Below are 13443 nucleotides of genomic sequence, written 5' to 3' on the forward strand. Positions count from 1 at the left end.
GACTTCATGGATGTTCAGGCGTGATGAAAATCTCTTGATTGGCTCTGCCTACAGGTTTCTTCCTGCTTGAATCCGCAAGCATGATTTGCGTGCCGAGAAGAGCACTCGCACTCATGCGGTTTGGTCACCCTCGGTTGCGTATAGGGTATACGGCTATCACCATTATCATACTGAAGGGCACGAGGTGCTTGGCATCGCTAATGGTCACGCGAGCTTGATGCTGGGTGGCCCTGATGGCTTTGTGATTGAAGTCAGGGCGGGTGATGCGTTGCTACTACCCGCCGGCACAGGCCACTGCAACTTGGACTCCAGCGACGACTTTCTCGTTGTCGGCGCATACCCGCCGGGACAGCATGCAGACATATGTCGCGAGGCACCAAGCAAGTCGCAACTGGCGAGAATCGACGTGCTGCCGTTTCCAGATCAAGACCCGGTGGAAGGCGTGCATGGCGCCTTACGTAAATATTGGAAGTAGTACGTTCCGTGTCGAGGCAGATTGAGCTGGGCAGGTAACGCAGCCATTGGCCGCGATTAGCGCATACCTGCTTCAAATCGATTCGAAGGTCAATCGGGCGGCAATACTCAAGGCTTAACCGCTTTTAGGTTTGCGACCGCGTGAGCTTGGCTTCACCGGCACGCTTTTTCCATACTCATTCCACCATAACGCGAGTGCCTCCATCGTTGGCCCGAGCGCACGGGCCTTTGCCGTCATCTCATATTCGACGCGTGGGGGGACTTCTGCGAAGACTGTTCGCGATACCAGTCCATCGTTTTCGAGCTCACGAAGTTGTGCCGTCAGCATGTGCTGGGTGATGCCGTTGATCGCCTTGCGAAGTTCTCCGAAGCGATAGATTCGCTGGTTCAACAACCACATGATTTCCAGCTTCCACTTGCCTGAGAGGAGCGCAAATGCACGGCGCATTTCCTCGTGCATGTTGATCTGATCGTCATCAATAGTCTGGTTTTCCATACTAAGCACCACTTTTTCATCCTACTTGTAGCTTTTCATATTAGGCGACATCTTTGACCTAAGTCGACGCATTAAGGCTCGCTTAGGAAAACGCCCATGATTGAAATCTACATTTATTGGATCAGCACGACACTGCTGTCGTTGCTGTATTTGGCCTCGGCGACTCTGTACTTGGTCAAAAGAGAGTGGGTGCGTCAAGCACTCGCTGACCTCGGCTACCCCGCAACTCTAATGCCGCTGCTCATTGCAGTGAAGATCCTGGCAGTGGTCGCCATTCTTCTGCGCCTCAACGTGCCGCTTAGCGATCTTGCCTACGCTGGCATGCTTTATCACCTGCTGCTCTCTGCGTTTGCTCACATCAATGTGCGCAAGCCTAGTGGGGCGTTGCCGGCTGCTATTTGCCTCGTGTTGCTGATCACTTCTTTCGTCACCCAAAACGCCGCTCGTGACGTGCAGTCAACCTACGTGCAAGCACCAGCGGCACATTTAGTAACCCCTGAATAACTGGAGATACATATGTCCCGACTCAATGGAAAAGTAGCCATCGTCACTGGAGCCGGTCGTGGTATTGGCCGCGCTACCGCAAAGCTTTTTGCAGAAGAAGGCGCGAAGGTGGCTGTTGTTTCACGGACGGCTGAGAATGTTGCTGGTGTGGTCGCTGAGATCCAGGCAGCGGGCGGTACTGCCCTCGGAGTAGTCTGTGATATTTCCGATTTGGATCAGATCAGCGCCGCCGTGGAAAAGGTCGTGGTTGAATATGGCCGTATCGATATTCTTGTGAACAATGCCTTCGACCCCACAGTCGTCTCTTCATCGGTTCTCGACCTATCGACCGAGAAGCTGCAACGCAATTTAGAGATGGGGCCGATTGCCTATCTTCGGACGATGCAAGCCTGCTATCCACACCTCAAAGCCAGCGGTGAAGGGCGGGTCATCAATTTTGCATCGTTGGCCGGTGTGATCGGCTTGCAAGGTTATGCGCCTTACAACATGGCGAAGGAGGCTGTGCGGGCTCTGACTCGCTCGGCGGCAAGGGAGTGGGGCGCAGACAAAGTCACGGTAAACAATGTCATGCCGGTTGCAGACACTTGGGGTGCTGCTGCCAATGCGCCCGCACCCACCAACGCACTTGGCCGTTATGGATCGCCCGAAGAGGATATTGCGCCGGTCGTGCTGTTCCTCGCCAGCAAGGATGCGCAGTTCCTGACCGGGTACAGCCTGACGCCAGACGGTGGTCAAATCATCGACAGCGCACGCTGACTGTCACGTCCAACTTCCGAAAGCATGCTCAACCGAAACCACAAGGCATGCATTGGCGTGTCTTGTGGTTATTTTCAAGCGATATTCGCCAAAGCAGCAAACTCCCGCGTTGCTGCGCGGGCAGCCAGGAAGGCAAGAACGGCCGCCACGCCCAGCAAGGTCGCGCTCAACTCGAAGGTCGCTCGATAGCCGCTTAAGTCAAAGACCAGCCCGCCAACGGTTGCCCCAGACGCAATGGCTAGTTGGATGATCGCCACCATTAAGCCGCCTCCTGCTTCAGCCGCGTCTGGCAACGTTCTCGCCAGCCATGTCCACCATCCCACGGGCGCTGCAGTGGCTACCAATCCCCACAGGCCAAGCAAGACAGTCGTGGTTACCGCCGAGCTACCGAATGAAACAAGCGCCAGTGCAATTACTGCCATCAAAATCGGGATGACGATGAGGGTTCGATGCAGGCCATTTTTCAAGAACGCTTCAATCAGGAAGGTTCCTGCGAGGCCCGCCAGGCCCAGGACGAGCAACATCAACGACAGCATTGAAACACTGACGTGCGTGACCGTTTCAAGAAACGGGCGCAAATAGGTAAACAGCATGAACTGGCCCATGAAAAACACGCTCACCGCCACCATGCCTAACGCCACCGACGTGCTTTTCATTAGCTTGAAGACGTTGCCAGTGCCTGAATCGTTTTGCGATTTCATCGCTGGAAGGCTTAACGACAGCCATACACAAGCGACTATAGCGACTGGGATGACGCACAAAAATGCGCCGCGCCAGCCAATCAAGGCGCCGAGAAAACTGCCCAATGGAGCAGCAATAACCGTCGCCAAAGCGTTGCCGCCGTTGACGATTGCCATTGCGCGAGTGATCTGATCGTCAGGCACCAGGCGCATGGCGGTTGCCGCCGACAATGACCAGAAGCCACCTATCGCAACGCCGATCAGCGCGCGGCCGATCATGAACACCCAGTAGTTAGGGGCGAACGCGACTACTGTTCCGGACAGGATCATAAGCAGTGTCAGTGAAAGGAGCAGCGGTTTGCGGTCGACCCGCGCAGCCACCGACGCGATCAGAAGACTGGTGAACAAGGCAAACAGCCCCGACACGGAGATTCCCTGACCGGCTTGCCCCTCAGTGATATGTAGATCTGCGGCAATCGGTGTCAGCAGGCTTACGGGCATGAACTCCGATGCCACCAGCACAAAGGCGGCGAGCGACATGGCGAATACGGCGCCCCATGATTTATGGGGCAATGGGAGGGAGTGATCAGTCATTGTTTGAATCCCGTATTGCACGAAGCGTCGTAGCCCCAAGAACGAGGCTACGAGAGAAGCGATGCCCGGCCAGGGCACCGAACAAGCTACTTCAGGTTGCTTTTGAAGAAGGTGGTCAACTTGGCGAATGGAATGAGGTTGACCCGGTCGTAGAGATCGACATGGTTGGCGCCCGGGATGATGACCAGTTCTTTAGGTTCTGCAGCACGCTTGTAGGCATCTTCACTGTATTCACGGGAATGAGCCTCGGAGCCGGCTATAAACAGAAGCGGACGTGGCGAAATGGTCTCGATGTCTTCGAACGGGTAGAAATTGTAGAACTTCGCATTGCTGGTCAGCGTCGGCATGGTGGAAGTCTGCGGCGATGCGCCGGCAGGGGTTACCTCGCCGCGAGGAGTGCGATAGAAGTCCACAAACTCGTCGCCTATGGCATTGCCTGTCAGCTTCAATGGGGCGCCGGCGGTAAACTTGGTAGCGCCGCCAGTGAATTCCACATAGCGTTGTTCTGCCGCTTCGGCAAGTGCCGTGCGTTTCTGTTCCGGGGTCGTCGAGTTACCCAAACCTTTGCGGTATAGGTCGCCGTGGTTGTACATGCTGATCGTGGCGATTGCCTTCAGTCGAGGGTCGATCTTGGCCGCGCTGATAACAAAGGCGCCACTGCCGCAAATGCCGATGATGCCGATGCGCTCACGGTTAACGAAAGGCCGTGTGCCCAAGAAATCCACCGCTGCGCTAAAACCCTCGGCGTAGATGTCCGGCGACACGGCTTGACGGGGCTGGCCCTCGCTTTCACCCCAGAACGAAAGATCAATCGCCAATGTCACGAAACCTTGTTCGGCGAGCTTCTGGGCATACAGGTTAGAGCTTTGCTCCTTCACCGCGCCCATTGGGTGCCCTACGATGATCGCGGGGTTCTTGGTCTTGGGATCCACCCCTTTAGGAATGTAGAGGTTCCCTACAACGTTCATCTTGTATTGGTTTTTGAAGGTGACCTTTTCTGCGGTTACCTTCTCGCTTTTGTAGAAGTTGTCAGCACTGTTAGACATATCAGCTCCCATTGATGAGAAAGAGGCGATAAGCAGCCCCAGGGCAAGAAAGAGTCTGTTCATTCGATAATCCTTACTTTTGGATGGTGTCCATTTGCGTTCTTGAATCTGAGGCGCTCAATCAACCAATGTGGAGTTGTCGATCACGAAGCGGTACTTGACGTCACCCTTGAGCATTCGCTCGTAGGATTCATTTATCTGGTCTGCTCGAACCAGTTCGATGTCGGCGACGATGCCGTGCTCGGCGCAGAAATCGAGCATCTCCTGTGTTTCCGGGATGCCTCCGATCATCGAGCCGGCAATCGTTCGGCGCTTCATGATCAGGTTGAATACGTTCGGCGATGGGTGTGGCGAGGCGGGCGCACCGACCAGCGTCAGAGCCCCATCACGCTTGAGCAGCACCAGAAACGCATCAAGGTCGTGGGGGGCTGCGACGGTGTTGAGAATGAAGTCGAAACTTTTGGTATGTGCAGCCATTTCTTCAGGGTTGCGCGATACGACGACCTCATCGGCGCCTAACGCCTTTGCCGCCTCGCGCTTGGATTCAGAGGTGGTGAACGCCACGACGTGGGCGCCCATCGCATGAGCCAGCTTGATGCCCATGTGGCCCAGGCCACCGATGCCGACCACGCCGATCTTCTTGCCCGGCCCGGCGTTCCAGCGACGCAGGGGAGAGTAGGTGGTGATGCCCGCGCACAGCAGTGGGGCGACGGCAGCTAGTTGCGCCTCGGGATGGCGGATGCTCAACACGTAGCGTTCATGCACCACGATGTTTTGCGAGTAGCCGCCGAGCGTCCAGCCAGGTGCATCCGGGGTTGGGAAGTTGTACGTTCCAATCATGCTGTCGCAGTAGTTTTCCAGACCGGTTTCACAGTCGTCACAATGCTTGCAGCTGTCGACGATGCAACCCACGCCAACCAGATCACCGACTTTAAAATCCTTTACATGCGGGCCCACCGCCGATACACGACCGACAATTTCGTGCCCCGGAACACAGGGAAACTGTGTGCCTGCCCACTCGGCGCGCACTTGATGCAAATCTGAGTGACAGATGCCACAGAAGGCGATATCGATCTGAACATCATGGGCTGCCGGCTCGCGGCGGTTGATCTGTATTGGCTCAAGGGGTTTGTCGCCCGCGTGAGCTCCGTAGGCTTTGACATGCATGGGAGCATCCTCGATGGGTTTGTCGGATGAACATTCTCCCGCTCTGCCCAGACCCTCTGTAGTGCATTCCGCTGGATTACTTGCCTGATTCTATGAGTCTCTGTTTTTTTGCAGGACGGTCATGAGTTGACGAGTTAGAGTTCAGTGAAGAGGTACAAGACGAAAATGACGAATAAACCCAGCACCGGTCCTCAACAGACATCGCCACAAGAAAAGCTTGCGCAGATCATCGGCGCGCAGGTCTCGAAACCAGGTGACTACGCAACGGCCATAACTGGCCTCGGCTTCTTCAGGCGCGAGCATCCAGCACCGCCCATCGTCTGCATGGTTGAGCCAAGCATCATCCTTGTCGCCCGAGGTGAGAAACAGCTCTGGGTAGGTGGCGAGGGCTACCCCTATAACACATCGCGATTTCTGATCACCTCATTGGACTTGCCTGCCAATTCAGAAGTGCTAGCGGCAAGCCCGGAACAGCCATGCCTGGGGCTGACGTTGAAACTCGATCTGCGCATGTTGGCCGAGCTGATAGCACAAAGTGACCTGCCACCAACCCGTGATCGATCAGTTGCGAAGGGGGTGGGAATTGGTTCAGTAACCTCTGCGATGCTGGCTTCATTCGAACGCTTGTTGGCGCTGCTCGATGAGCCGGAGTCCATCCCTGTCCTTGCGCCTTTGATCCAACGCGAGATTCACTACCGTCTCTTGCAGAGTGATCAGGCGAGCCGGCTTCGACAAATAACTTCTGTCGATGGCCAAGGTTATCGGATCGCGAAAGCCATCGATTGGCTGAAGTTGAATTACACCTCGGCGCTTCGCGTCGATGAACTTGCGGCCAGAGTGCAGATGAGCACGCCGACCTTTCACCACCACTTCCGCCAACTCACCACAATGAGCCCATTGCAGTACCAAAAATGGCTGAGACTGAATGAGGCAAGGCGATTGATGCTCAATGAACACCAGGACGTATCCAGTGCGGCGTTCAAGGTCGGATATGAAAGCCCGTCCCAGTTCAGCCGCGAATACAGTCGACTGTTTGGTGTACCCCCGAAGAGGGATATTGCGGTGTTGCGAGGGCAGGGGTAGCAACGTCTATGCGTACAAAGGGCTGCAATCGATTTCTGCCCCTCATGACGGGCCGGAACCGACCTGAAGAAAGCGCTTGGCGATCTCTACGACGCTATGAGGACGCAGCACTAAATAAGCCGACTTATGAAGGCGGTAGGGATCCAGTTGCGGCGTACGCTGGAAAAGACATCATCGACTCGGTCGATGGGTGCTCGTAGGTTGAGGACAGCATGGCACTGAGTCGATCGCCCAGCAGATGCCACGCACGTTTCTTTTCCTCGGCATAATCGTGATGCAGGTAGTGGCCCAAGAGCACGCCAACACATGTTTTTGGCAGCGGTCGATGACGTCCAGGCTGGCCCCCAAGGCCTGCATCATGGTCGCACTGGTACGGTGCAGGTCATATGGCGTCCAGTCACCGTTCTGGCCGTCGGCAAGCACCAGGGTATCGTCGTGACGCCGTCGTGAGAGGGCCTTGCGACTTTTGAACCGGGCCTGGCAATCACCGACCTATTTACTCACCACTTTCACCTCCACATGCCCATCATCCTGCTTGTTGGGAAAGCACCATTGTGAGTCTCCCGTCAGGGTCTTGAGTTCCTGAAAGAAATGCAGCGAGAAGGAGGAGAGGAAGACATGGTGGTCCTGCTTCTTGTCCTGGGAGCCTTTGACGTTTTCGCTGGGGAGGAACCAGGTCTGCTGGTCCAGATCGACATTTTTCCATTCAGCCTGCAGCAACTCGCCAATCCGGCACAGCGTGCCCAGGCCGCTCCAGAGCGCGAGTTGGTTTCTTTCTTTAACGGCGGAATGCCTTCGTATTTTTGGCCAGCGGGGAGGGCGCTGTAATCGGCGGTCATTTGCTGGAAGCGGTTATGCAGTTCCAACAGTTCAGCTGGCGAAAGGATGCACCCAGGCCTGCATCATGGTCGCCCCCGGCATTTTATTTGGTGCGAAAAAATAACAAAAAAACAGTCGATTATGGATTGTTTTGTGTTTTGTGTTCCACGTACAGCTATGGAAAGACAAGAGCCAAGGTGTGGGCTGGCAGGTTTTTCCAAAAAGCCAGAAACGACAAAGCCCTGAATAATCAGGGCTTTGTCGATACAAATATGGCGGAGGCGATGGGATTCGAACTCATGGACCTGTTACAGTCGACGGTTTTCAAGACCGTTGCCTTAAACCACTCGGCCACACCTCCGTTTGCGTTGCGGGCGCCATAATACCTGAATGAAACACACTGTCAAACTCTCTGCATGGCTTGTTACAGAGCGTCTGTTATGATCTTTGCGACTGAACGTTTCAAACCAACAGGAGTGTCGCCATGCGCGAACAGGATTACGCAGTTAATAACAGCGTGCAGGTTGAGCAGCTAGAGGTTAGCCGCGTCCTGCGCAACACATACGGCTTGCTCGCACTCACCCTCGCATTCAGTGGCGTGATGGCGTTCGTGGCTCAGCAGATGCGTGTCGGCTACCCGAACATTTTTGTGGTGCTGATCGGTTTCTACGGGCTTTTCTTCCTCACCAACAAACTCCGTGACTCGGCCTGGGGCCTGGTGTCGGCATTTGCCCTGACCGGTTTCATGGGGTTCCTGCTCGGCCCGATCCTCAACCGCTACCTGGGCATGCAGGGCGGCGCTGAAGTCGTCAGTTCGGCTTTCGCGATGACCGCGCTGGTGTTCGGTGGTCTGTCGGCTTACGTGCTGATCACCCGCAAGGACATGAGCTTCCTCGGTGGTTTCATCACCGCAGGCTTCTTCGTGCTGCTGGGCGCGACGCTGGCGAGCTTCTTCTTCCAGGTCAGCGGTCTGCAACTGGCGATCAGCGCAGGTTTCGTGCTGTTCTCCTCGGTCTGCATACTGTTCCAGACCAGCGCCATCATTCATGGCGGCGAGCGTAACTACATCATGGCGACCATCAGCCTGTATGTATCGATCTACAACCTGTTTATCAGCTTGTTGCAGATCCTCGGCATCATGAGCCGCGATGATTAATCGGCAGCCTTGAGTAAAAAACCCGCTTAGGCGGGTTTTTTATTGCCTGAAATTCAGCGTCATTCCGTGATGATAATGCTGCCATCGGCCTGCTGGCGGTAGATGGTATAGGGCAGGAGCAACGTATCGAGGGCGCCGGAAATGACCACGTCGATGAGGACAATGGCCGGAGCATTGTCATGCACCTGCGCATCCCGTCCTTTTTCCAGGGGAGCATTGAGCATGCAGAAATCGTAGGTCACGCCGCTGTAGATGCGGGGAACGGCGCCGCAGTAACTTTTGTGATCCTTGAGATCCTTCGCCGCTACTTCGTCACCGCGAATCACTGTTTGTACCGTGCCGCAACCCGCGAGCATCAGCACCGCGAGTAAAACCACCTGAATTTTCATACCGCCAATCCTTCGCCGGAAAACTGTCAATTTACGCGCTTCCAATCAAAACCGCACTCATGCCATCGGTGGCAGTCTGCGTTTGACCGGAGTCTTCTTGACGATGGCGGTGTTGGTTTCAGCGTGGCTGTTGAGGCGATCAAGCAGGGTGTCCAGTTGCTCCATCGAGCGCACATGCAGGCGCGCGATGAAACAGTCGTCGCCGGTAACTTTGTCGCACTCGGTAAACTCGGGGATCGCCTGGATCTGCCGCTCCACTTCCTGCAACTGGCCGGGCAGCGGACGGATCCGTACGATGGCCTGAAGTTGATAGCCGAAGCACTTGGGATCAATCTCGACGGTGTAGCCCTTGAGCACGCCGCGTTCTTCGAGTCGACGCAGGCGTTCGGCAACGCTGGGTGAGGACAGGCCGCTGATCTGCGCCAAGGCCTTGAGAGAACGGCGCGAATCCTCCATCAATGCGCTGATCAGCACCTGGTCGATGTCGTCGGTCATGGCAAATCCCCTGTTAGGCAGTTGACTGAATACGCCTTGATAAACAAGGCAGAAACCGAGTTTAGCCTGCTTTTTGCGCTGGAGAAGCCCTTGGGCGGATTGGCATAATTTGGGCTCAATCACGGGAGTCTGATGATGGACAACACACTACGTCGCGGTTCATTCGAAATGAGCGCCGCCATGCTGATCTCCGGGACCATCGGTTGGTTCGTGCTGGTGTCCGGGCAACCCGTGCTGGACGTGGTGTTCTGGCGGTGCGTGTTCGGCGCCGGCACGCTGTTGTTGATCTGCGCGGCCTTCGGCTTTCTGCGCCCGGGCATTCTGACCCGCACCACGTTCCTGCTGGCGGTGCTCAGCGGCGTAGCGATTGTCGGCAACTGGGTGCTGCTGTTCGCCTCTTATTCCCGTGCCTCGATTGCCATCGGCACCGCGGTTTATAACGTTCAACCGTTCATGCTGGTCGGGTTGGCGGCGCTGTTTCTTGGCGAGAAAATCACCCTGCAAAAGCTGTTCTGGCTGGGCATTTCGTTTCTCGGGATGTTGGCGATTGTCAGCGCGCATGGCGAGCAGGGTGCGGGTGGCAACGATTACTTGATGGGCATCGGCCTGGCCTTGGGGGCTGCGTTTCTGTACGCGATTGCGGCGTTGATTATCAAGCACCTGACCGGCACGCCACCGCACTTGATTGCGCTGATTCAGGTCAGCACCGGTGTGCTGCTGCTCGCGCCGTTCGCGCATTTTTCGGCATTACCACAAGCGCCAAGTGCCTGGGGCAGCCTGGTGACGTTGGGCATCGTTCACACCGGCGTGATGTATGTGCTGCTGTACGGCGCGATTCAGAAACTGCCGACGGCATTGACCGGAGCGTTGTCGTTCATCTACCCGATTGCGGCGATTTTCGTTGACTGGTTTGCCTTCGACCATCGCCTGGAGCCGCTGCAATGGATCGGTGTCGCCGCGATTCTACTGGCCGCCGCAGGCATGCAGCAGGGCTGGGGCCTGAAGTTTCGTCGGACGGTCACACAATAAACGGGCGTCAGATGTTCCAGCGCGGTGCAGTCTTGGCCAGTCGCTGGCGCATCTCGCCGATGTTCGAAGCGAACTGGCGGATCAGTGACCGATAGCCGTCCAGCGGGTTGTAGACCGGCGCTTCAAGACCTGAATTGGCCGGCAAATCGAGGGGGCGACTGAGTCGCTGCGATGCGCCGGTTTTCAGCGCCCGGGCCATACCGATCAGTTGCACGCGAATCTGCCGGTGTTCGGCTTTGAAACTCGATTGCAGATGCGCCATGGCGTCGCGGTCGTTGGCGTCCGGCCGGGTGTTGCCGAGGATTTCCAGGGTGCTGACGCACATCCGCAAATGACGCTGAATCGCATCGAGCTCGGTCATGGAAATCTTCACTTCCTTGGACACCGACGGCATCAGCGACCGCAGTTGCACCATGGCTGTGTTCAGACGATTCATGAGCTTCAGGTGTTCGTCATCGGAGACGGGCTGACCATCGATGATGCGTCCGTAAATCGTCGCGCAATCGCGTAGCGAGTTGGCCAGGTTGTAGCGCCAGGAATAAACCGCATACGACGGCAGGGCGAAGGAAAATGCCAGCGCCAGGGCCACGCCAATCAGAATATCGACACCGCGCCACAGTCCGTCAGAGATCGGGTTGTCGCCATGCCCGGCGACAATAAACACCGTGATCCCCGCCAGTAGCGCCGTGTAACCGCCCTTGCCGATGGCGTGATACGAAAAGAACCCGCACACCACCGACATCACAAAATAGGTCAGCCACGGCATCCCGAGCCAGGCCTGTTGCGCCACCAACAGCAGGCCGATACTCGCGCCGATCAACGTCCCGACGGCGCGCTCGGCGGCTTTTTTGCCGATGTTGCCGTGGTGCTGCAAGCCGCCGATCACCACCAGCATCGTCACCGACGCCCACTCACCGTGGGGCAGGTTGATGCCGGTGGTCAGCATGATCGATGCCAGCAACCCGAGCGACACACGGATCGCGTGGATCAGTTTCGCGTGGCGATAGCGCCGATACGGGTCCAGTAACGGACGCAGCAGCCGGCGCAGCAGCGGTGGCAGTCGATGGGCTCTGAACGTGTTCAGGCGCGGTGTCCTCAGAAGATGTAATCGGTGGTCAGGAAACTCGAACTGCGTCCGCTGATGATCTCGCTGATGAGTTCTTTGTTGGTTTCCTGGAACTTGGTCGCCACCAGCGTGCGGATCGAAAACACCCGCAGCGCGTCATGCACCGACAGCGTGCCTTCGGCGGAGTTCTTGCGGCCGTTGAAGGGGTAGGTGTCCGGGCCGCGCTGGCACTGGGCGTTGAGGTTGATCCGCCCGACCTGATTGGCAAAGGTGTCCACCAGTCGACCGACCGCCACCGGGTTGGTGCCGAAGATACTCAACTGCTGGCCGAAGTCCGATTCCAGGACGTAGTCGATCACCGTGTCGAGATGCCGGTAAGGCACGATCGGCACCACCGGGCCGAACTGTTCTTCCTGGTAGACGCGCATCTGCGGCGTCACCGGGAACAACACCGCCGGGTAGAAGAACGACGCCCGCGCTTCACCGCCATTCGGATTCACCACCTTGGCGCCTTTACTGACGGCATCCGCGACCAGCGAGTGCAAGTAATCGACCTTGCTCGCTTCCGGCAACGGTGTCAGGGCCACGCCGCTTTCCCAAGGCATGCCGGGTTTCAGGCCGGCGAGTTTGGCGTTGAATTTCTCGATGAATGACTCGACCACGTCTTCATGGACGAAGAGGATTTTCAGTGCAGTGCAACGCTGGCCGTTGAACGACAGCGACCCGGTCACCGCTTCGTTGACCGCGTTGTCCAGATCGACCTCCGGCAACACGATGCCCGGGTTCTTCGCATCCAGGCCCAGCGCCGCGCGCAAGCGATGTGGTTTCGGGTGGAGTTTTTTCAGATCGCTGGCGGCTTTGTTGGTGCCGATAAACGCGAAGATATCGATCTTGCCGCTGGCCATCAGCGCACTGACGGTCTCGCGGCCGCTGCCGTAGATCACGTTGATCACACCGGCCGGGAAGCTGTCGCGGAAGGCTTCCAGCAGCGGGCGAATCAACAGCACTCCGAGCTTGGCCGGTTTGAACACCACGGTGTTACCCATGATCAGTGCCGGGATCAGCGTAGTGAAGGTTTCGTTCAGCGGATAGTTGTAAGGCCCCATGCACAAGGCGACACCCAGTGGAACGCGGCGTATCTGCCCGAGGGTGTCCTGTTCCAGCTCGAAGCGGCTGGAGCGGCGGTCGAGTTCCTTGAGGGCGTTGATGGTGTCGACGATGTAATCGCAGGTGCGGTCGAACTCTTTTTCCGAGTCCTTGAGGTTCTTGCCGATCTCCCACATCAACAGCTTGACCACGGCCTCACGCTGTTCGCGCATGTGGCCCAGAAACGTTTCGACGTGCTGGATGCGTTCGGCCACGCGCATGGTCGGCCACAAACCCTGGCCCCGGTCATAGGCGCGGACGGCGGCGTCGAGCGCGGTCAATGCGGTTTCTGCGTCGAGCAGCGGCGTGCTGCCGAGGATGACTTGTTCGTCGCCATTTTCGCCGGTCAGGTACACCGGGCTGCGGACCTGGGCGAGGGGGCCGGACCAGGTTTTCAGTTCGCCATCGACCAGGTATTCACGCTGCTCGGTCTGGCCGTCGAGGCGGTATTTTTCCGGGATGTCGCTGGAGTCGGGAAACAGATTGCCAAGGATATGTGCTGTGGTCATGTCGCTACCCCGTCTGGAATGGGTGATGAACTGA

13 protein-coding genes, 1 tRNA gene and 2 pseudogenes are annotated in these 13443 nt (G+C 57.0%); 6 read left to right on the plus strand and 10 right to left on the minus strand.

Annotation, left to right across the window (positions count from 1 at the left end):
* Positions 1 to 136 precede the first annotated feature (136 nt).
* Positions 137 to 475: pseudogene (locus ACYZT8_RS12950) on the plus strand (cupin); the annotation flags it as partial.
* 114 nt (positions 476 to 589) lie between these two features.
* Here ACYZT8_RS12950 and ACYZT8_RS12955 read toward each other — a convergent pair.
* The gene (locus tag ACYZT8_RS12955; protein ID WP_461981666.1) at positions 590 to 970 is read right to left on the minus strand and encodes a winged helix-turn-helix transcriptional regulator; all 381 of its coding nucleotides are present in this window, start codon (positions 968 to 970) and stop codon (positions 590 to 592) included.
* Between the two features lie 96 nt (positions 971 to 1066).
* On the opposite strand from ACYZT8_RS12955, the gene ACYZT8_RS12960 reads away from it, so the two are divergent.
* Complete coding sequence (locus ACYZT8_RS12960; protein ID WP_461981668.1) at positions 1067 to 1474, plus strand: DoxX family protein; 408 nt, start codon at positions 1067 to 1069, stop codon at positions 1472 to 1474.
* A 12-nt stretch (positions 1475 to 1486) separates the two neighbouring features.
* A complete protein-coding gene (locus ACYZT8_RS12965) occupies positions 1487 to 2230 on the plus strand; it encodes an SDR family NAD(P)-dependent oxidoreductase (protein WP_461981670.1) in 744 nt (247 codons plus the stop codon).
* Between the two features lie 74 nt (positions 2231 to 2304).
* On the opposite strand, the gene ACYZT8_RS12970 is transcribed toward ACYZT8_RS12965, so the two are convergent.
* The 3 genes from ACYZT8_RS12970 to ACYZT8_RS12980 form a co-directional block, all read right to left on the minus strand.
* Positions 2305 to 3504, minus strand: coding sequence for an MFS transporter (locus ACYZT8_RS12970; RefSeq protein ID WP_461981672.1), 1200 nt, complete (start codon positions 3502 to 3504; stop codon positions 2305 to 2307).
* Positions 3505 to 3590: 86 nt separating this feature from the next.
* Positions 3591 to 4613, minus strand: a complete 1023-nt coding sequence (locus ACYZT8_RS12975; RefSeq protein WP_461981674.1) for an alpha/beta hydrolase — start codon at positions 4611 to 4613, stop codon at positions 3591 to 3593.
* 54 nt (positions 4614 to 4667) lie between these two features.
* Positions 4668 to 5717, minus strand: coding sequence for an NAD(P)-dependent alcohol dehydrogenase (locus ACYZT8_RS12980; protein ID WP_461981676.1), 1050 nt, complete (start codon positions 5715 to 5717; stop codon positions 4668 to 4670).
* Between the two features lie 165 nt (positions 5718 to 5882).
* Between ACYZT8_RS12980 and ACYZT8_RS12985 the strand changes: the two genes are divergently transcribed.
* Positions 5883 to 6800: an AraC family transcriptional regulator gene (locus tag ACYZT8_RS12985; RefSeq protein WP_461981678.1), complete on the plus strand. Its 918-nt coding sequence runs from the start codon at positions 5883 to 5885 to the stop codon at positions 6798 to 6800.
* Between the two features lie 124 nt (positions 6801 to 6924).
* Here ACYZT8_RS12985 and ACYZT8_RS12990 read toward each other — a convergent pair.
* Both ACYZT8_RS12990 and ACYZT8_RS12995 read right to left on the minus strand, forming a co-directional pair.
* Positions 6925 to 7687: pseudogene (locus ACYZT8_RS12990) on the minus strand (tyrosine-type recombinase/integrase); the annotation flags it as partial.
* 205 nt (positions 7688 to 7892) lie between these two features.
* Positions 7893 to 7980: transfer RNA gene (locus tag ACYZT8_RS12995), tRNA-Ser, on the minus strand.
* A 123-nt stretch (positions 7981 to 8103) separates the two neighbouring features.
* Here ACYZT8_RS12995 and ACYZT8_RS13000 point away from each other — a divergent pair.
* The gene (locus tag ACYZT8_RS13000) at positions 8104 to 8775 is read left to right on the plus strand and encodes a Bax inhibitor-1/YccA family protein (RefSeq protein ID WP_461958550.1); all 672 of its coding nucleotides are present in this window, start codon (positions 8104 to 8106) and stop codon (positions 8773 to 8775) included.
* Positions 8776 to 8834: 59 nt separating this feature from the next.
* Here the strand turns inward: ACYZT8_RS13000 and ACYZT8_RS13005 are convergent, their stop codons facing one another.
* The gene (locus ACYZT8_RS13005; protein WP_461981680.1) at positions 8835 to 9164 is read right to left on the minus strand and encodes a YceK/YidQ family lipoprotein; all 330 of its coding nucleotides are present in this window, start codon (positions 9162 to 9164) and stop codon (positions 8835 to 8837) included.
* A 57-nt stretch (positions 9165 to 9221) separates the two neighbouring features.
* The gene (locus tag ACYZT8_RS13010) at positions 9222 to 9659 is read right to left on the minus strand and encodes an Lrp/AsnC family transcriptional regulator (RefSeq protein ID WP_008006559.1); all 438 of its coding nucleotides are present in this window, start codon (positions 9657 to 9659) and stop codon (positions 9222 to 9224) included.
* 135 nt (positions 9660 to 9794) lie between these two features.
* Here ACYZT8_RS13010 and ACYZT8_RS13015 point away from each other — a divergent pair, with 135 nt between their 5' ends.
* A complete protein-coding gene (locus ACYZT8_RS13015; RefSeq protein ID WP_461981682.1) occupies positions 9795 to 10688 on the plus strand; it encodes a DMT family transporter in 894 nt (297 codons plus the stop codon).
* Positions 10689 to 10695: 7 nt separating this feature from the next.
* On the opposite strand, the gene ACYZT8_RS13020 is transcribed toward ACYZT8_RS13015, so the two are convergent.
* Together ACYZT8_RS13020 and ACYZT8_RS13025 are read right to left on the minus strand one after the other, a co-directional pair.
* Positions 10696 to 11736, minus strand: coding sequence for an FUSC family protein (locus tag ACYZT8_RS13020; protein ID WP_461982444.1), 1041 nt, complete (start codon positions 11734 to 11736; stop codon positions 10696 to 10698).
* Between the two features lie 47 nt (positions 11737 to 11783).
* Positions 11784 to 13409, minus strand: a complete 1626-nt coding sequence (locus ACYZT8_RS13025; protein ID WP_461981684.1) for an NADP-dependent glyceraldehyde-3-phosphate dehydrogenase — start codon at positions 13407 to 13409, stop codon at positions 11784 to 11786.
* Positions 13410 to 13443 lie beyond the last annotated feature (34 nt).

Source organism: Pseudomonas sp. LB3P93 (assembly GCF_054898025.1).